The sequence below is a fragment of the Spiroplasma endosymbiont of Phycita roborella genome, assembly GCF_964031195.1.
In the GTDB taxonomy this organism is placed as follows: domain Bacteria; phylum Bacillota_I; class Bacilli_A; order Mycoplasmatales; family VBWQ01; genus Spiroplasma_E; species Spiroplasma_E ixodetis_A.
The window spans coordinates 174,494-194,405 of record NZ_CAXIQJ010000004.1 but is presented as its reverse complement, the minus strand read 5'-3'; the positions used below and the strand labels follow the sequence as shown (position 1 = coordinate 194,405).

The 19,912-nt window shown below is 23.8% G+C and carries 20 protein-coding genes; 6 read left to right on the top strand and 14 right to left on the bottom strand.

The window, feature by feature from the left end:
• Position 1 precedes the first annotated feature (1 nt).
• From rplI to AAHM95_RS03080, 7 genes are all read right to left on the bottom strand, one after another.
• Positions 2 to 445, bottom strand: coding sequence for a 50S ribosomal protein L9 (rplI, locus tag AAHM95_RS03110; protein WP_342274074.1), 444 nt, complete (start codon positions 443 to 445; stop codon positions 2 to 4).
• A gap of 32 nt (positions 446 to 477) precedes the next feature.
• Positions 478 to 2,475: a DHH family phosphoesterase gene (locus AAHM95_RS03105; RefSeq protein WP_252320081.1), complete on the bottom strand. Its 1,998-nt coding sequence runs from the start codon at positions 2,473 to 2,475 to the stop codon at positions 478 to 480.
• A gap of 187 nt (positions 2,476 to 2,662) precedes the next feature.
• Positions 2,663 to 2,893: a 30S ribosomal protein S18 gene (rpsR, locus tag AAHM95_RS03100; protein ID WP_342274073.1), complete on the bottom strand. Its 231-nt coding sequence runs from the start codon at positions 2,891 to 2,893 to the stop codon at positions 2,663 to 2,665.
• 12 nt (positions 2,894 to 2,905) lie between these two features.
• The gene (locus AAHM95_RS03095) at positions 2,906 to 3,409 is read right to left on the bottom strand and encodes a single-stranded DNA-binding protein (RefSeq protein WP_281748838.1); all 504 of its coding nucleotides are present in this window, start codon (positions 3,407 to 3,409) and stop codon (positions 2,906 to 2,908) included.
• Between the two features lie 30 nt (positions 3,410 to 3,439).
• Complete coding sequence (gene rpsF / locus AAHM95_RS03090; RefSeq protein WP_342274072.1) at positions 3,440 to 3,967, bottom strand: 30S ribosomal protein S6; 528 nt, start codon at positions 3,965 to 3,967, stop codon at positions 3,440 to 3,442.
• Between the two features lie 191 nt (positions 3,968 to 4,158).
• Positions 4,159 to 4,758, bottom strand: a complete 600-nt coding sequence (locus tag AAHM95_RS03085) for a deoxynucleoside kinase (protein WP_338978382.1) — start codon at positions 4,756 to 4,758, stop codon at positions 4,159 to 4,161.
• A 473-nt stretch (positions 4,759 to 5,231) separates the two neighbouring features.
• Complete coding sequence (locus tag AAHM95_RS03080; protein WP_338975678.1) at positions 5,232 to 5,912, bottom strand: hypothetical protein; 681 nt, start codon at positions 5,910 to 5,912, stop codon at positions 5,232 to 5,234.
• 408 nt (positions 5,913 to 6,320) lie between these two features.
• Between AAHM95_RS03080 and AAHM95_RS03075 the strand changes: the two genes are divergently transcribed.
• Positions 6,321 to 8,849 (top strand): vitamin B12-dependent ribonucleotide reductase, encoded by a 2,529-nt coding sequence (locus tag AAHM95_RS03075; RefSeq protein ID WP_342274071.1) that lies wholly within the window; start codon positions 6,321 to 6,323, stop codon positions 8,847 to 8,849.
• A 52-nt stretch (positions 8,850 to 8,901) separates the two neighbouring features.
• Here AAHM95_RS03075 and AAHM95_RS03070 read toward each other — a convergent pair whose 3' ends face one another.
• The 3 genes from AAHM95_RS03070 to AAHM95_RS03060 form a co-directional block, all read right to left on the bottom strand.
• Positions 8,902 to 9,474, bottom strand: a complete 573-nt coding sequence (locus AAHM95_RS03070; protein WP_342274070.1) for a hypothetical protein — start codon at positions 9,472 to 9,474, stop codon at positions 8,902 to 8,904.
• Positions 9,475 to 9,499: 25 nt separating this feature from the next.
• Positions 9,500 to 9,631, bottom strand: coding sequence for a hypothetical protein (locus AAHM95_RS03065; protein ID WP_342274069.1), 132 nt, complete (start codon positions 9,629 to 9,631; stop codon positions 9,500 to 9,502).
• Positions 9,632 to 10,118: 487 nt separating this feature from the next.
• The gene (locus AAHM95_RS03060) at positions 10,119 to 10,328 is read right to left on the bottom strand and encodes a hypothetical protein (RefSeq protein ID WP_339041856.1); all 210 of its coding nucleotides are present in this window, start codon (positions 10,326 to 10,328) and stop codon (positions 10,119 to 10,121) included.
• A 212-nt stretch (positions 10,329 to 10,540) separates the two neighbouring features.
• Here AAHM95_RS03060 and AAHM95_RS03055 point away from each other — a divergent pair, with 212 nt between their 5' ends.
• Positions 10,541 to 11,788 (top strand): ISNCY family transposase, encoded by a 1,248-nt coding sequence (locus AAHM95_RS03055; RefSeq protein ID WP_342273976.1) that lies wholly within the window; start codon positions 10,541 to 10,543, stop codon positions 11,786 to 11,788.
• 156 nt (positions 11,789 to 11,944) lie between these two features.
• On the opposite strand, the gene AAHM95_RS03050 is transcribed toward AAHM95_RS03055, so the two are convergent.
• Positions 11,945 to 12,352, bottom strand: a complete 408-nt coding sequence (locus AAHM95_RS03050; RefSeq protein ID WP_342273977.1) for a hypothetical protein — start codon at positions 12,350 to 12,352, stop codon at positions 11,945 to 11,947.
• A 349-nt stretch (positions 12,353 to 12,701) separates the two neighbouring features.
• Between AAHM95_RS03050 and AAHM95_RS03045 the strand changes: the two genes are divergently transcribed.
• Positions 12,702 to 13,949 (top strand): ISNCY family transposase, encoded by a 1,248-nt coding sequence (locus AAHM95_RS03045; RefSeq protein WP_342273919.1) that lies wholly within the window; start codon positions 12,702 to 12,704, stop codon positions 13,947 to 13,949.
• A gap of 156 nt (positions 13,950 to 14,105) precedes the next feature.
• Here AAHM95_RS03045 and AAHM95_RS03040 read toward each other — a convergent pair whose 3' ends face one another.
• Entirely contained in the window at positions 14,106 to 15,179 is a 1,074-nt protein-coding gene (locus AAHM95_RS03040; protein ID WP_342273918.1) for an ankyrin repeat domain-containing protein, read from the bottom strand.
• Between the two features lie 486 nt (positions 15,180 to 15,665).
• Between AAHM95_RS03040 and AAHM95_RS03035 the strand changes: the two genes are divergently transcribed.
• From AAHM95_RS03035 to AAHM95_RS03025, 3 genes are all read left to right on the top strand, one after another.
• A complete protein-coding gene (locus AAHM95_RS03035) occupies positions 15,666 to 16,646 on the top strand; it encodes an SGNH/GDSL hydrolase family protein (RefSeq protein ID WP_342274068.1) in 981 nt (326 codons plus the stop codon).
• A gap of 111 nt (positions 16,647 to 16,757) precedes the next feature.
• Positions 16,758 to 17,279 carry a ferritin-like domain-containing protein gene (locus AAHM95_RS03030; protein ID WP_342274067.1) on the top strand — a complete coding sequence of 174 codons (522 nt, stop codon included), beginning with the start codon at positions 16,758 to 16,760 and terminating at the stop codon, positions 17,277 to 17,279.
• 172 nt (positions 17,280 to 17,451) lie between these two features.
• On the top strand, positions 17,452 to 18,690 hold the full coding sequence (locus tag AAHM95_RS03025) for an IS256 family transposase (protein ID WP_342274369.1): 1,239 nt from the start codon (positions 17,452 to 17,454) through the stop codon (positions 18,688 to 18,690).
• Positions 18,691 to 18,720: 30 nt separating this feature from the next.
• On the opposite strand, the gene AAHM95_RS03020 is transcribed toward AAHM95_RS03025, so the two are convergent.
• Positions 18,721 to 19,305 (bottom strand): hypothetical protein, encoded by a 585-nt coding sequence (locus tag AAHM95_RS03020; RefSeq protein WP_342274066.1) that lies wholly within the window; start codon positions 19,303 to 19,305, stop codon positions 18,721 to 18,723.
• A 98-nt stretch (positions 19,306 to 19,403) separates the two neighbouring features.
• Complete coding sequence (locus AAHM95_RS03015) at positions 19,404 to 19,892, bottom strand: glycosyltransferase (protein WP_342274065.1); 489 nt, start codon at positions 19,890 to 19,892, stop codon at positions 19,404 to 19,406.
• Positions 19,893 to 19,912 lie beyond the last annotated feature (20 nt).

The following is a 19,912-nucleotide window of genomic DNA, read 5'->3' as shown; positions in this document are numbered from 1 at the left end:
ATTATTCTCCTAAAACTTCAACCTTTAATTGTGCAATAATTGTAACATCTAATTTAATATTAATGTTAGTTATACCTAATTCATTAATAGGATTAAATTTAACAAATTTATGTTTATCAATTTTAATGTTATATTTTTGCACTAGTTGTTCACAAATTTGTTTTGAAGAAATAGCATCAGAAACTTTACCATTATTACTTTTTAATTTAAATTGTAAAGTAATTAAAGCTAATTGTTCTTTAATTTTTTGTAAATCTTCTAATTCCATTTCTCGTTGTATTTTTTTATTTTCAATTACTTTTTGATTAATTTTTAATGCTTCTGATGTAGCAATTACAGCTAATTTTCTAGGTAATAAATAATTTTTACCATAACCATCACTAACATTAACAACTTCACCTTTTTTACCATAATTTTTAACATCCGTTAAAAGTACAACTTTCATTGTAAACATCTCACTTTCTATTTTAATAATTTTTAATACCTTTCAGTAGTAGCACTCTCACTTTGATATACGCCACTTTCAATTAGTTTTACCAATTCATCATACAATGCTCTAATTCCCAATTTACTACTTTGGACAGCAGCAGCACTAAAGTGACCACCACCACCTAAGTTTTCACAAATAATTTGAACATTTATTTCACCGTTGCTTCGTGCTGATAAACAGGCACGTCCTTGACGATCATAAGCAATAGTAAATGATGCTTTACAATCACGTAAGTCTAACAACATTTCTGAAATTTGGGCTAAATATGAAGTATGTACTTCTAAGTTTTCATCACCAACAGCAACTAAAAATCCTTTTTTAATTTCTTGGGCGTGACTAATTAAAGCAAATTTATCAATTAGTTCATTTAAACTATTTTTCAATAATCCTTTAACTTTAGAAGGAGAAGCTCCTCAATCAGTTAATAATCCACAGGCTTCAAAAGTTCTTCTTGTTGTTCTTACTTGGAAATTATTAGTATCAATTAAAATACCTGCAAACATTATATTTCATAAAAATTCTGATTCAATATTATTAAAATCATTATAATAAATAATTTCTGTCATTGCTTCAGCTGTTGAAGAAGTTCCTGCATCAATATAAGAAGTAATAGTGCTACTAATTGATTCATCAGAAACACGATGATGATCAATAACAATAATTTTTACAGCTTTACTTAATAAATCAGGACTATCAACGCGTTGTGGATTATGAGTATCAACAACAATTAATAAAGTATTTGCATGAAGAAATTTAAGTGCTTGTTTACCAGTAATAAAATTACGACTAATATAACTTTCAGGAACAAGTTCATGAAGAATTTTTAATGTTTTTTCATCAACTTCATTTTGATTAATAACATAATGAGCACTTTTATTTAAACTTTTAGCAATTTCAATAATAGCTGTTCCTGAAGAAATACTATCAAAATCAGCAGCCGCATGTCCCATAACTAAAATGTTTTCTGCTAATTTTATTTCATTATATAATGATTGTGCAAACATTCTAATATTAATTTTAGATTCTGATTGTTTTGCTTCAATAGTACCTCCAATAAAAACTGTATTACCACCAAATTCACGAATAACTACTTGATCACCACCACGATAAACTGCTAACTCTTTACTTTCAATAGCCAAATCATATAGATCTTTACTAATAGCATTACCATAAGAGAAACCAGCAGATAACGTAATATCTGCTTTAAATTTTTTAACACCTTCTCGAATATTTTTAATAAGTGGAAAGTTATCATTTCTTGCTTTATTAAATTCATTTTGATAAAGTAAAATATTGTAACCATCTTCAATATTACCTAATAATAAACCTGAATAATTATTAGCAAAATCATTTAATTCAGTTTTAATAAATGCTTCAACACGAATTTGATTCTCAACTCTTAATTTTTGTAAAGAATTATAAAAATTATCAATACTAATTACACCAAAAACTAATTTTTCTTGCTGTAATTTATTATATAAGAAATGATATTTAGTTGTTTCTTGTAACAAAATTGTTCTAGTTTGTACTAAATAAATAGCATCATAAAGCATATCTTCAATTTTAAGTGTAATTTGAGTAATATTATTACTAATTAATTGTTCTAAATCTCTTGATAGTTTAACAATTGATTTTCCAATTAATCTACCTAAACCTTTATCTTCTAAAAATTCACTTACTCACATAATTGATAAATCACTATCCAAAACAATCATACCAACACTACCAAAAGTTAAAGCTTGTGCATTATTTAATTTTATGATTTCGGCTGTGTTAATATAACGATGACGAATTCATAAACTAAATAAAAAAATATAAAGACAAACAATAATAAAATTACCTAAAACTAAACTTAAAATTACAGTAATAGTGACCACTTGTTCTGCTGTCTCAATATTAACAATAAAATAAGTCAAGCCAATTAAAATTTCAACTACTAATCAAACAATCATTATTAAATGATAATTTCTTAACGATTTGAACACTTTGTCACTTCCTTCTAATATTATTAATTATACTATAACACTAATACTAAAAACAGGCATTATCTTTTATGTAATATAATACTATTAAGGTCTTTTTATTTTAATTTTAAACTATTATTTAAAATAAAATATTTTTAAGATAAAAATAAATAAAAATTGAGTAAGATTTGTAAACTTACTCAATTTTTTATCTTGAATATCTTAATAATCCCATGATTTGGGCACGTTTTATATTTTTAGCAATTAAACGTTGATACTTTGGATTAGTACCTGTTGTTCTTGCTGGCAAAATTTTGTTATTATTACCCATAAATTTACTTAGTAATTCAATATCTTTATAATCAATATAAGTAATATTATTTTTAGTAATAAAACAAGATTTTCTTCTTATAAAATTTCTTGGTTTACCAGTGTTCATAATTATCCTCCTTTAATTATTTAAATCTCAAATGATATCTTCTTCATCAAATTCTATATTTTGAATAGCCGCTTCTTTTTCTTGAAGCTGATTAGTATTAGTAAAGGCAATATCAGTACTATAATTAGGACTTTTAAAAGCATCATCTAAATGAATTTTATTCTCATCTCTTGGTTTTGAATAATTAATATTAGCATTATTACCACTACTATCTTTTTTACGATTATCTAAAAAAGTAACAGTTTGTGCAACCACTTCAGTAATATATAGTTCTTTTCCATTTTGATCGGTTGATTTTCTTACTGACAGTCTTCCTGAAACTGAAATTAAAGAACCTTTAACTAAATAATTAGTCATATTTTCAGCAACTTTATTTCAAGCCACACACGAAATATAATCAGCTTGATTTTGAATATTATTAACTGCAAGTGTAAAAAAAGTAAAAGGTTTTCCTGTTGAAGTTTGATGTAACTTTAAATCACGAGTGATTCTACCAATTAATGTAACAATATTCATTTTTTATCCTCACTTTTAACTTAGATTTTATTAATCTTTTTGTTCAGTATTCGATGCATTATTATTAGTATTTGTTTTTGAATTTTGGTAATTAGTTTTTGTACGATAAGATGATTCAGTACCAGCGATTGGTCTTGGTTTTCTTTCACCATTTTCATCACGATTATAAGAAGGATGATTTCTTGGTCTTGTTGGTCGAGAGAGAGAACTAGATTCTACTTGACGTTTTGGTTTAAACTTATTAACTTTTTCACTATCTAAATTAATAACCAAAAAACGCATTACGTCTAATTGTCTTTGTTTATTTAAAGCTACACGATTAAAGTTAGCAATGTTTTCTGGTGAAGTTAGCACTTCAATAATAAAATAATGACCCTTAACTTTTTTGTTAATAGGATAAGCAAATTGACGAATAGAATCTTGTTCTTTAGTAATTTTTCCAGCATTTTTAGTTAAAATTTCACAAAATTCTTTTTTAATTAATTGTGCTTTTTCTTGATTTTGATCATCAACGATGTACATAATTTCATAATTATGCTTTTGTTTTAAATCTTCCAATGTTCGAAGACCTCCTTTTGGGCATATGGCTCTGATGAGCAAGGAGTAAATATATTAAGTTTGATTTTTAAATATTTGACTCATACAATATTATAACGTAATTACCTTTAAAGTAAAGGAAAAATAACAATAATTATTAATATAACATGAGAAAAAATGACTAAATAAAAATTTGATTTCAATAAGAAATTTTATTTTATATAATCAATTATTTTTTGCACTATTTGCTTAGGAGTTAAATCATTAGTGTCAATTACTAAAAAATTAAAGTTATTTTTTTCTTTTTCATATCACTGTTCATATTTTTTATTTAATAAACTTCAGTATTCATGAGGTACATGTTTTTCTGATTCACGACCACGAAGGTTTATGCGTTCAATTGTGTTTTCAAGATTTGCTTTTAAATAGACAATTAAATCGGGCTTAATTTGTGGATCAAAATAAAGTGATGAAATAATAACATTATTATAAAAATTTAAATACACTTCATAATCTCTATCATTCATATTGTTTTGAGCTTTTAATACCTCAACAAAAATAGGATCTTCTAAAATACTACGATCAAAAATAACATTGTTAAAATTTTGTGCTTCTTTTAATTGTTTACTTCGTGCCATCAGCATAAATACTTGCATTTTAAAAGCATATTCTAAAGGATTTTGATAAAAATCATCTAAATAGGGATTACTAGTAACTGGCTCGTCCATAATTTTATATTTTAATAATTTTGCTAATTCTCTACTAATAGTGCTCTTACCAACACCAACTACACCAGATAATACAATTTTCATTTTTTGCCTCCCATAATATATGATTACAATTAATTTATCTTAATATATAAATTTTCTCCCTCCAAATAAAAAAACATTTAATAAATTAAATTTTACTTTTACTAAAACTCGTTGCTTATATTTTCAAAGATTAACGTAATATCAATTACATTTTTGAAATTATTGATAATACACTTTCTTGATTCTATATACCCTTTTAACTATATTTATCATAACATAGAATTTATTGATAACGATACTATTACTTTTTAGTTATCAAATAAATCAAATTCATATATTTATAAACTAAATTTTAAAAATAAAAGAGAAGTAAACTACAAACTAAATTACATTAATATAAACAGTAATCACATTAATTATTATATTTTCTTTCAAACTTGCTTGCCGCTTATTTAATTTAAATATACAAAAACTATTTCCCTTTCCATTTTTGATTCATACAAATTACAATCACAGTATACATCATTTTTTATTTATAATTTTGCTGATTTTGATTTAGAACTACTTTTTAAAAACTGATTATCATCATTTATTTTTTGTCTTTCAAATTCATTTGAGTATACAAAATTATTAATATATTTTATATTGTGATTAAAATCTTCTTTAAGAAAATTATTAGTATAAAAATTTTCATCATTTACTTTACACTTTGAACAATCTTTAGAAACAGCAATTTCTTTCCAAATATTCTCTTTAAATAATTTAATTTCTTCACGATTTTCAATTTCCTTGTCTTGAAATTTTTTAATTTTTTCTTCCAATTCTTTTATTTTTTCTGCAACTAATTCTTCATTTGTAAATATTTTTTCATCTGTTATTAATTCTTTAATATCAATAATAACAGCATCAAAATATGCAAAAGCAGTTTTGTCTAAAATAATACCAAACCCTATACTTGCTAAACCTCAAGAAAGATAATTTTTAAATTGTTTAAGGAATTCTCAAAAACTATTAAATCTATCACTAGTCATTTCATTTTCAATATAAGCTGTAAATAAGGCTCCCATACAACATAAACAACCTAATTTAAAACCGTGTATGATTAAATTTTTCAAAGCATTTTTTCTAATACTTGAAAAAATAGTTGCTATATTTTCTCTTGAATTTACATTTTCAATATCACCATTAATTGATTGATAATTTTGAATAGGCATATTTAAATATCCTCCTTTAACATAAAAAACTCATTACTTTAAAAACCAAGTAATAAGTTAAACAAAAAAACTTTAATATAAAATTTTAGAATTATAATATCATATTTAAAATAAAAAGAAACTATTATTTAATAGTAATAGTTTTTACATAAAAATATATTTTACTTATTAATTTTAAAAAAAGAAAAAAATATTTAACTATAAAATAAATTTAAATTTATAAAAATTTATAATAAACAATTAGACAATGTTTAAAATTAAATTATTTCAATAAAATAAATTATGATATTATTTTAAAGCGTATTATTTTCTGAAATAAATAATAAGTTACTAACAATGTAAATTTAGACTTTAAATTTATCAATTGTTATAATAAGAATAAATTTGTAAAGGGTCAGGTGAATTTTTATGTACAGTGAAAGTTTAAAAAATAATTTAAATGAAGATATTAGTAAGCATTTTACACACTTAAAAACAATAGAAAAAGATTATAAAATTACTCATGAAGGTGTATCAAGAATGGTAATGCTTGATCGTTATGCACAAAAAGACAAAAATTTAATTACTTTAAAACGAGGTGATTTGGTAATTAGTATTATCCGTGAAGACGCTATTTTTCCAACTAGAGGAATTGGTTATGTTGTTGAAGAATTAGAAAATCAAGTTTATGCTATCAAAATTGAAGATGAATACTTAGGCTCAATTGATCCTGAACTAATAAAAATTTCTGGTAAAGCTGGTATTATCCACAAACAAAAATATGAACTTGAAAAACCACTAGAGTTATTTTATGAACAAATTGCTTATCGTGTTAGTAAATCATTAACTACAAAAGAATCACCAAAATTAAGATCTGTTTATTTATCCGAATTTTATGAGCAATTAAAATCGCTAAATATAGTACCTGCCGGAAGAGTTTTATATGGGGCTGATAGTGATTCTGATGTTACTTTTTTTAACTGTTTCGTAATGCCTTTTATTCATGATTCACGAAGTGGAATTGCTGCCCATCGTCAAGAAGTTATGGAAATTATGTCACATGGTGGTGGTGTTGGTTCTAATGGTTCAACACTAAGACCAAAAGGTACTGTTGCTAAAACAGTTGGTGGTAAATCTTCAGGAGCTGTTTCTTGATTAAACGATTTATCTACATTAACTCATTTAGTAGAACAAGGTGGATCACGACGTGGCGCACAAATGATTATGCTAGCTGATTGACATCCAGATATTATCGAATTTATTATTTCAAAAATGCAAAATGCAAAAATTTTATTATGGTTAAAAGAAAATTCAAAATCAAGTTTAATTCGTGATGAAGCAAGTAAAAAATTAAAATTTGAAGTACTTAGTGACCAAGATCGTAATATTTTTGAATCAATCTTAAATAATGAACAACTTTTTAATGAAGAAATAATAGAAAATGCTAAAAATAAACTAGCACTTGGTGGATCTTGAGAAGTAATTAAAAGCGATTTTTTAACCGGAACTAATATTTCAGTAACAATTAGTGATGAATTTATGAATGCCGTTGCAACAAATGGTAAATGAAATTTACGTTTCCCTGACTTAGATAATTATACTGTAACTCAAAAACAAGCTTATGATGAACATTGAAATAAAATTGGTAATGTTCATGATTGAGAAAAAATGGGTTATCCAATTAAAACTTATTATACAATTAATGCATCTGACTTATGAGATTTAATTAATTTCTGTGCTACATATTCAGCAGAACCTGGTATTTTTTTCATTGATAGAGCTAATGAAATGACTAATGCTCAAGCATATGGTATGCGTGTTGTTGCTACTAATCCTTGTGGTGAACAACCATTAGCACCCTATTCAGTGTGTAATTTATCAGCAATTAATTTAGCTAATTTTGTTAATAAAAAAACAAGTGAAATTCTTTACGATGAACTAAGTAAATCTATAACAACTTGTGTTCGTATGCAAGATAATGTTATTGACAGCACTCCATACTTTTTAGAAGCAAATAAAAAACAAGCACTTGGTGAACGAAGAATTGGTCTAGGAGTAATGGGTTTACATGATTTACTAATTTGAAGTAATCTAAAATACGGCTCAAAAGAAGCTAATGAAGTAATTGATAAAATTTTTGAAACTATTACTACTAGTGCTTATCGTGCATCAATTAATATTGCTAAAGAAAAAGGAAGTTTTCCATTTTTAAAATCACGCGAAGCATTTATTAATAGTGGCTTCATGAAAACAATGCCTGAAGACATCAGAAATGATATTCTTAAATATGGTATCCGTAACTCACATTTATTAACTGTTGCTCCAACAGGTTCAACCGGAACTATGGTTGGTGTATCAACAGGACTTGAACCATACTTTGCCTTTTCATATTTCCGTTCAGGAAGACTTGGCAAATTTATGGAAGTAAAAGCAAAAATTGTAAATGACTGATTACAGTATCATCCAGAATTTAAAGAAAAACCATTACCAGATATTTTTGTTTCAGCAATGCAATTAACACCTGAAGATCATGCTAATGTACAATGTATTATTCAGCGTTGAGTTGATTCTTCAATTTCAAAAACTGTTAATGCTCCAAAAGGTTACACTGTTAAAAAAGTAGAACAAATATATTACAAATTATATAAAGATGGAGCAAAAGGTGGAACTGTTTATGTTGATGGAAGTAGAGATAGTCAAGTCTTATCTTTATCCGATGATGATAATCAAATGCAAGAGCAAGTTAACTTAAGTGATCTTGGTCTAACTGAAACTTTTGCCGATAGTATTAATGAAACAAAACCAATTAAACCAGGATGACGTAATGATCGTCAAGATCGTAAAATTGGTACTGATTTAGGTGACTTATGTACAATGTGTAAAGAAGGAGTCCTTGTCTTTAGCGTTGGTTGTTATACTTGCAATAATTGTGGTATTCAATCTAAATGCGGATTATAAAAATAAAAAACTACTTAAAATTAATTAAGTAGTTTTTTATTTTTGTATTTATTTACATTTTAGATGTTTGATAATTACTAGTTACATTCTGTTGTACTAAAGATGCTACTGAATGCAATTTATTTACTTCTTCACCTATATTTTTTCCTCAATCTTGAAGTTTTGTTTCAGATTTAAATGATTGATCATCTTCAAAAAATTTTTTTCTACACTCTTCATTGTACAATTTATGTTTTCTTAAAATATCAGATAAATTTTCTTCTCTTAATTCACTGTCAGATTCTATTGTTATAATATTTTCTTCTTGCAAATTTACTTCTTCTACAATACTTTCTAGTCTTTTCAATAATTTTTCTAGTTTTTTTGTCTTTTTGATTTGGTTATATTTTTCATCAATACTTGGTTTAAATTGAAGAAGTGCACCTTTAAAAACTAGCAATACACCAATAGGTACGCCCACAGTTATACCAATAGGTCCTCCCGCAACTCCAATCATAGGAACACCACCTTTTATAACCACAATTCCTAATAACTCTAAATTTTTACAAATATCAGGATGTTTTTTTTGATTTTTATTTCAAAATTCTTTTAATTCATTATTTATTTTTTCTATAGTTTCTTTCATCTTTTATTCTCTTTCCATTTTTTGACTACAAAGATGGTTTAAATTTATTTTCTAAAGATAAATTTTGTAATCTTGTTGAATCTTCATCTAAATTTATATCTTGTCAACGATCAGTTTTTATGTTTTCTCTTTCTAAAAATAATTTGTCTCTTGACACGTCTTTATATAAGGTTGTAACTATATCTAATAATGCATCATAACATTTTTTATCACCAATCTTTAATTCTTTAATAGTTTTTTTAAAATTACTTGCATATTCCTCATATTCTTTTAATATAAGTTTCTTATTACTTTTATCTTGAAAATAATTATCTAAAATAATTTTTCATATTTTATTTTCAATATCTCGTATTTCTCTATCTTCTTTTGATAAGAAATTATTTTTCTCATTTTTACTTTTTTCTTCTAATATTTTACATCTTTGTAACTCTAAATCTTTTACTTCTTCTTTTTTATCATCTATAAGTAAATGTAAACAAGCGATTTTTTTATTAAGTCTTGTTTTTTCATTTTTTAAATCTTCAATTTCTTTTTCATTCTTATTTTTCTTTATTTTTTTTTATTTTTTGCTTCAATTTTTTCTATTTTTGCTTCAATTTTTTCTATTTTTGCTTCAATTTTTTCTATTTTTTTTAATTTTATTTTTATTTTTTTTCTGCTTTTTCAATTTCTTCAAGTTTTTCATCTTCATCAAAAAACATATATTTAAAAAATATATCTTTGCTGTGTAACTTCATATATTCTGAATTTCTTAATTTTTCTTTTTCAAGTTTTTGTTCAAAAAGAAAAACTCACTCTTCTACTATTTTCGAATTAACTAAATTTTCAATTGCTACTGCTATATTTCTACTCATTTTTCCTATTCCCTTTCAATATTTTATAAAAAACCCATTTACTTTAAAAATAAAGTAAATGTGTAAAAAACTAATCTTTTGATTTAAAATTAACACATTTTATTTTTTTTACAATAAAATTATTCTTAATGTCATTATTTAGTGATAATTTCCTATTAGTTATCGAGTGAAAATTTCTCAAAAAGTGAAGTTAAATATACTTGGTGATAAAAATGGAAAGAAGCATGACTATGAAAGAAAAATATAAATACAAAATTATAAATGACATTGTTATTAATAAATTATCTAAACATCAAGCCAAAAATAAACTTAACCTAACTATTAGAAGAATTAACCAATTAATTCAAATTTTTAATAAAGAAGGTAAAGTTGGTTTTATTCATAAATCTCGCAATAAAATTTCTAATAAGGCAACAAAAATAGAAATTAAAAATAAAATTATAAACTTATATAAAACAAAATATTATAATTTTAATTTTCAACATTTTCAGGAAAAATTAATTAATGAAGAAAACACTAAAATTGCATATAGTACAGTTTATAATCTATTAATTCAAGAAAAAATCACTTCACCAAAAAGACATAAGAATAAAAAAAATAACTTGCATCCCACAAGAAATCGTAGAACAAATTTTGGTGAATTAATTCAAATGGATGCAAGTAATCATCATTGATTTGGTAACGATAAACCAAAAGCATTTTTACATGCTGCAATTGATGATGCTACAGGAAATATTGTTGGACTATGATTTGATCACCAAGAGACATTAGATGGTTATTATAATGTTTTTTATCAAATTTTAACTAAATATGGCATACCAAAGATATTTTATACTGATAATAGAACAGTTTTTGGATATAAGAAAAAAATTGATTCAGGTAAAATAAACACAGAAAATGACACTTATACTCAATTTCAAAAATGCTGTAATGATTTAGGTGTTGAAGTAATTAGAACCTCAATTCCACAAGCTAAAGGCAGAATTGAACGATTATTTGGAACACTTCAAAGTCGCTTAATTAGTGAATTACGACTTAATAAAATTAAAAATTTAGAAGATGGTAATAAATTTCTTAAAACATATATAAACATTTTTAATAATCAGTTTGCTTTTCCTATTGATGATAATAAATCTGCTATGGTTAAAGCTCCTACACAAAATGAAATAAATGTTTATCTTTCAAGATTTTGTAAAAGAAAAACAGATAGTGGTTCAACTATAACATATTATGGTAAAAAATATTTTCCTTATAAAAATAACAAAGTTCAATATATACAACCTAGAACTGATGTAATTGTACTTAAATCATTTATTAATGAATTCTATCTTAGTTATAATAATAAAATATATGAACTAAAAGAAATAGCATTAAAACCAATTATTAAAGAAGATTTGATAAAAACTAAAAAAGTTTATATACCAAATAAAGACCATCCTTGAAGATATGGATATCAATAATTTTTAATTAAAAGTAAAAAAACATATTTTAGAAGAGATTTATTTTATTAATACTAAACCATATAAAATTTTAAAACATTTGTATATGAGCAAATTTGGTGTCTTAAAATCAATTTTAAAGATATAAAGATATTGCAAATGCAATATCTTCCCCTTTTACATCTGTGGTGAGCTTGGTTTATATCCACTTGTTAAAGGTTGATTTTCACTGTTTGCACTGCGTTTTCATTGTTCAAAAATTGAATCAAAATCATAATCTAAACTTGATTTTAATTTTAAATATTTTCCTACATTATCAACCCTTTTTTGTCCTTTTGATTCGATTTTATCTTCTAAATCATATATATTTAATTTTTCAATATATGGAATTATTTTATATTTCTTTTTTAAATTTTCATTTAATGTTTTTAGATATATTTCTAGTTTTTCTATTTCTTCTTTAAGATTTTTTTCAGTATTTATTATATTATCTAATTCTTTATTATCTTTAATTTTACCCTCTAATTTTTTTATTTCAGAATAATAAAATTCATAAACTGGTGAATTAGGTTTAACTTTAAACATTTTTTATTTTCTCCTTTGAATAAATAATAAAAAAACTCATTTATTTTATCTTAAAATAAATGAGTTAAAAACTTATATAATTTTTTGTATAAATTAATTATACAAAAAATTTTAAAAAATTAAAAAACTTTATTTCTATTTTTATCTAGAAAAGAATTTATTTGGAATTTATGTTTATTTAACAGTATAACTTTTCAAAATAATTTATTTTTTAAAAAATATTTTTGGGAAATTTTCACTCGATATTGACATAAAATTATTCTTAAATGTCATTATTTAGTGATAATTTCCTATTAGTTATCAAGTAAAAATTTCCCAAAAATAAAGTTAAATATACTTGGTGATAAATATGGAAAGAAGCATGACTATGAAAGAAAAATATAAGTATAAAATTATAAATGACATTATTACTAATAAATTATCTAAACATCAAGCCAAGAATAAACTTAACCTAACTATTAGAAGAATTAACCAATTAATTCAAATTTTTAATAGAGAAGGTAAAATTGGTTTTATTCATAAATCTCGAAATAAAATTTCTAATAAGGTAACAAATTTTGAAATCAAAATTAAGATTATAAATTTATATAAAACCAAATATTATAATTTTAATTTTCAACATTTCCATGAGAAATTAAACAATGAAGAAAAAATTAAAATTTCATATAGTACACTTTATAATATATTAATGAATGAAAAAATAATTTCACCAAAAAGACATAAAAATAAAAAAAATAACTTACATCCAACAAGAAATCGTAGAACAAATTTTGGTGAATTAATTCAAATGGATGCAAGTAATCATCATTGATTTGGTAAGGATAAACCAAAAGCATTTTTACATGCTGCAATTGATGATGCTACAGGCAATATTGTCGGACTATGATTTGATCATCAAGAAACATTAGATGGTTATTATAATGTTTTTTATCAAATTTTAACTAAATATGGCATACCAAAAACATTTTATACTGATAATAGAACAGTTTTTGGATATAAAAAACAAATCGATGCTGGCAAAATAAACACGGAAAATGATACTTATACTCAATTCCAAAAGTCTTGTAATGATTTAGGTGTTGAAATTATTAGAACTTCCATTCCACAAGCTAAGGGTAGAATCGAACGCTTATTTGGAACACTTCAAAGTCGCTTAATTAGTGAACTTAGACTTAATAAAATTAAAAATTTAGAAGAAGCTAATCAATTTCTTAAAACATATATAAGTATTTTTAATAATCAATTTGCCTTTGCTATTGATAATAATAAATCTGCTATGATTAAAGCTCCTACATCAGAAGAAATAAATATTTATCTTTCAAGATTTTCTAAAAGAAAAACGGATAGTGGTTCAACTATAACATATTATGGTAAAAAGTATTTTCCTTATAAAAATAACAAAGTTCAATACATACAACCTAGAACTGATGTAATTGTACTTAAATCGTTTATTAATGAGTTATATCTTAGTTACAATCATCAAGTATATGAATTAAAAGAAATAGCACCAAAACCAATTATCAAAGAAGAGTTGATAAAAACTAAAAAGGTTTATATACCAAATAAAAACCATCCTTGAAGATATGGATACCAATAATGTCAAATTAAAATTAGATAAAATTCTTTTTATAAAAGATTATTTTTGTGAATACTTAACTATATAAAATTTTAAATTGTTTGTCGAAAAGCAAATTTAATGCCTTAAAATTGATTTTAAAGATATAAAAAGATTGCAATTACAATCTCTTATTTTTTATATTCTTGGTGATGTATATCCACTTGTTGAAGGTTGATTTTGATAATTGCTTGAGTTTATTTCATCTGAATCAAAATCATTTTTGTAATTTTTAATTATATTAAGCATTTCATCTTTTGATATAATTTTACCTATAATTTTTTTCACTGACTCATTATCTGTTTTTTCATACGTAAGTTTTCAATCTACTACTTTATACTTTCCAGATAATTCCAAAGTAAATTTATCAGGACAAAATTTTTCATATTCCATTATTAAACATTTTTTTTCTAATTTTACTACTTGTTTAATTGTTTGACCTTTTTTATTCTTTTTCGTTAAATCTGCTCCTTTTTTAACTAATAATTTAAATATTTCAACATTATTAACATTTTGTGCATCAAATAAAGGTGTATCATCTCAATTATCTTTAATATTTAAATTGGCATTATTTTCAAGTAAAAATTTAACTATGTCCTTATTTTTATATCTAACTGCTAAATGTAAAGGTGTTTGACCATTTTTATTTTTTTTATCTACTTCAATTTTATTAATTAAATATTTTGCTATTTTATTTTTCTTTTCGATAATTGCAAGTTCTCATGGTGTTTTATTTTCATTTTTAGGATTTTGATAATTGATATTTGCACCACTTTCAACTAAAATCTCAACTAAATTTGGCTTGTTTTTTAAAATTGCTGCTTCTAATACACTCTTTTCAAACCTGTCATTTTCTGGTTCATTTACAGTTCTATATCAATTATAAAAATTGCCAATTAAATTAGGATTTGCATCGTTTTCACCATTTTTTAACATTAGTTCTCAAGTAAGTTTATTATCATGATTTGCAACATAAACTATTCTTTCTAAAATATTAACTGTAGAACTTTCTGCTGTATTTCCATCTGATGATACTATTCATGCACTTCAATATGGCTCTGTAACCATTCAATTTTGAAAATTACGATGTTCTTTATGTTTTAATACATGCATAAGGTTATTTTTAATGTATGTTCCATTACCTTCTTCTAAATTTTTAATAATATCATTATCTGCTGTCTCTTTTTTGAAACTTTCATTAATATTTCCCATTTTTATTACCTTCTTTACTTTTTAACATTAAAAAAACCATTTACTTTGAAATTAAAGCAAGGGATTAAAAACTATATTAAGTTTTTATTTATTTTTTTCCTAATTATTTTAATCTGTTTAAATTATACTTCTTTTTATAAAAATAATCCCTACATTAAAAAATAGGAATTAAAATTTTTAGGGATTATTCAGAATTAGTGTTTTTTGATCAATATTTTTGGGAAATTTTCACTCGATATTGACATAAAATTATTCTTAAAAACTGCATTAAATTTAATAAATAATTAAATTTATATAATCATTTTTTAAAATCAATTTTTATTTTTGTAATAAAACATTATTTACTGATTACTACTAATATGGTAATATGAAGGTAATAACTTACTATTAAGTTAAGTTAAGTTATTAATTTTTAAAAGAGAATATAGTTTTCTTTTAAAAATTACCTTCATATTTAAATTTTTAATGAGAAAAGGAATTTATCAAATGAAAATATTTTTAATAAACATCACTCTGACAACAATAACTTTAACTGCTGGAAATGAAATGATAGCAAAACATTTTAATGAACAAATAAGTGTTAAATCACAATTATATGTCCTTGGCGACAGCTTATCAGATAATGGTAATTTATCTAATATTTTTACTTATGATACTTGAAATATAGATAAAGTTAAATTTCAAGAACCTTTTTATCATAATTCATTTACTAATGGCGATGTTGCTGCTAGTATTTTAGCGAAAAAACTAGGAACAGAACTATTACCAGCTTGATATCAAAAAGGTAATAACTATGCTGTAAGTGGAGCACAAGCCGGACAAAATCATAGTTGAGAATATCAATTATTCTTAAATCATTATTCTATTGACCACCAAGCTAATCAATTATTAAAAGATCATAAAATACAAAAAAATGATGATATTTTTATTGAAATAGGTGGTAATGATCTGCTTTCTGCTATGGATGAAAATTCAACAGCAAAACAAGAGTCAATTATTAATAATGCAATAACAACTGAGTTTGAAACTGTTGATACATTAATTAATGCTGGTGCTCAAAATTTAATAATTGCCAATGTGCCTAACATTAGTAATATTCCAAAATATGTTAATGAAAAACAATCTGTTAAAGAAGTAGCAAACCACTTATCAAATGAATATAATAACAAATGAAATGATAAAATTACTGAATTAATAAAAAATAATTCTGATATTAATATCAGACCGTTTGACTTAGAAACTAATTTTAGTGATTTATTATCTGAAGCACAAGAAATAGGAAAAAATATTACTAATGAATCAATAAAATGATCAATTCCCGGTTTAGCTTTAAATTTAAATCCAAAATATATTGATGGAACAACTCCAGAAACTATTAATAATAATTTTTTCTTTGATTATGTTCATCCAAATAAATGAGCACATGATCAAATTGGTCTTGAACTATTCACTAAACTTACTTCATAAAAAATGCAACAGAAACAATTAATTAACAATATTTTTATTCTTAATTTATTTTAATATATATAGTATTAAAGTAGTATAATACATATAAAGCCAAGAAAGAAGGTGTATTTAATGATTAAAAAAATTAACGATGATCTAAATGATTATATTAGTGAACATCTAAAATATCAAATGCTTAGTTTTAAATTAAGTAATGATGCAAATCAAAAAGGATATCCTGGGTTTGCACGCTTCTTCCAAGTAGAAGCAGCTGATGCTGTTGTTCATATTCGTAAAATTTGTAACTATTTAATGGATCAAGATGCTCAAGTTGAAATTAAAGACATTAAAGTTCCAACTTTTACTACAAAAAACATTGAAGAAGCATTAAAAAAATTAAAATCTACTAAAGAAGAATTACTTGATTTTACTAATAAACTTATTAAAAGTGCTCGTGAAAATAATGATAATTTAACTGCGAAATTTTATGACTGATTCTTAATTGATTTCTATGAAGAAATTGCTTATGAAAAAGACTTATTGGATTGAATTGCAATGTCTAATAGTAACCTTTATAAAATTGACAAACGTTTACTAAAAACTGAAGAGCCAGATACTTTAAAAGTTATTGTTCCATTTTATGAACCCGAATAAATTTCACATTTAACTCTTAATTTTCACCAAAAATGTATAAAAAAATTATACATTTTTTATTTTTTTATAAAAATTTTGGGAAATGTTTAGTAATCTGTGTAACTTACAAAAATAACTATGTTTAATTAATTCTAGTAAATATAATTAAATGACTAGAAAGAGTGAGTTACAGATGGCTAAAAAAGATAACTTTAATAATAATGATCCAATATCAAAAGCAGTAGATTTATTACTAGAAAATACTGAAGATTTAACAACAGTTTTTAAACCTGGCGGTTTATATAAAGAATTAACAAAAAGATTAGTTGAAAAAATGTTGAATTCTGAAATGCAAAATTATTTAGGATATGAAAAAAATCAACATAGTACTACTGAAAATGCTCGTAATGGTACAAGTTCAAAAAAATTAATAACTCAACAAGGTAAAATTGAAATTGATGTACCAAGAGATCGCAATAGTAATTTTACTCCTGTAATAGTTCCTAAAAGGCAAAGAAGATTTGATGGTTTTGATCAACAAGTTCTTTCCTTGTATGCAAAAGGAATGACATTATCTGACATTAGAATGCAGTTGCAAGAGTTATATCATGGTGCTGATATTAGTGAAAATGTTATTAGTCAAATTACTGATGATGTTATTGATGATGTTAAAGCATGACAAAATCGACCATTAGAAAGTATTTATCCTATTGTTTATTTTGATTGTATAGTAGTTAAAGTACGACAAGATAAACGGATTATTAACAAATCAGTTTATATAGCATTAGGAGTTGATTTAGAAGACAAAAAAGATGTTTTAGGATTATGAATTAGTGAAAATGAAGGTTCTAAGTTTTGATTATCTAATTTCACAGAAATGAAAAATCGTGGCTTAAATGATATTCTTATTGCTTGTAGTGATAATTTAACAGGCATGTCAGAAGCAATACAATCAGTTTATCTTAAAACAGAACATCAATTATGCATTGTTCATCAAATTAGAAATAGTTTAAAATATGTTTCATACAAACATCGAAAAGGTCTAGTTGCAGATTTAAAACCAATTTATAGTGCATGTAGTGAAGAACAAGCAATGCAAGCTTTAGAATCGTTTGAAAGTAAATGAAATAAACAATATCCTCAAATTACTAAATCTTGATATAAAAATTGAGATAATTTAATGGTTTTTATTAGTTATCCAGTAGAAATCAAAAGAGTGATTTATACTACAAATGCTATTGAATCTGTTAATAGTCAATTACGAAAAATCATCAGAAATAAAAAAGTTTTTCCTAATGATATGGCAGTTTTCAAAATATTTTACTTGGCAATTGAAAATATAACAAAAAAATGAACATTGCCTATTCAAAATTGAAATACAGCAATTGCTCATTTTATGATAAAATTTGAAGACAGAATTAATCTAAATTAGTAACTTTGTAAAACAAAGATACACAGATTATTAAAAAGCCTCAAATTTTGTTGTATTTTTTTGTTTTTCTTCTACTTGATAGTTTAAACTGTATTCTCTTTTTTTACCTTCAATATTTATTTCATCTTTACTTTTATTACTTCATTCAATAACTTTTAACTTATTTTTTCCTAAATCAGTTTTAATATTAATTATTATTCATATATACTCATTATAAATCTCTTTAAGTTTTTGAAAATGCTTTTGAAATAAAAATTTATTTTTTTCACTATAATTACCTTCAAATGTAATCATTATTGAAATGTTTTCTATTATTTTTATTTGTTTTGCATACTCTTCTGATATTTTTTGTAATCTTCTTTGTTTATTATATTCGGTTTCATTTATTTCATTTCAATTATTGGAACCGTGTTGATAACCAATATCGAAAGAAGAAAATAATTCTGATGGAAATGCCATTTTTCTAAAAGTCTTTAATGAAAAATATAAATTATTTTTCATTGAATAAAAATCTACTCCTATATACTGACTATTAGCATCATATAATATTTCTTTTTCTTCTTCTTTAAAATTATTTTCAATTATATAATTAACAATTTTTTGAATTTTTACCAATTCTCCTACATCATATGTTGGATTATTTTTTTGATCTAATTCTTCTCTTAATTCATTTATTACCTTACTAATAATTTTAGAATGTTTTGTGACAACAATTACATCATAAAAATCTGTATCAAAATATAATTTATAATTATCATTTTTTTAATTTTAATATTTAATAAAATACCATAACAAGCATAAAGAAATCTAGGGAGTGAACGTTTTAATTCAACATCACCATCTAAATAAATGCCTCCATATTGGTTTAATATAACAATTCTTATAAAATCTGATGCTGATTTTAGTTTTTCTTTAATTGCTAATCTATTATTTTTAAATATTTGTTCAAATATTACTACATCATTATTTTCTAAATTTTCTATTTCTTTTAAACTAATAATTTTAATATTATTAAGTAACTTATGTTGTTGTTTTTCATTTTCAGTAATTTCTCTATTTTTTTCATTTTTAGAAATTCATAAAATAACTTCACGTTCATGTTGGTGTAATAAAGCCGCATAAATTATATTATTTCTTACAGTAATTGGTATTTCTCCAATTCATACAAAATGAATTGGATATTTATTATCTATAACTGACATTTTTTTAATAACTCTTATAT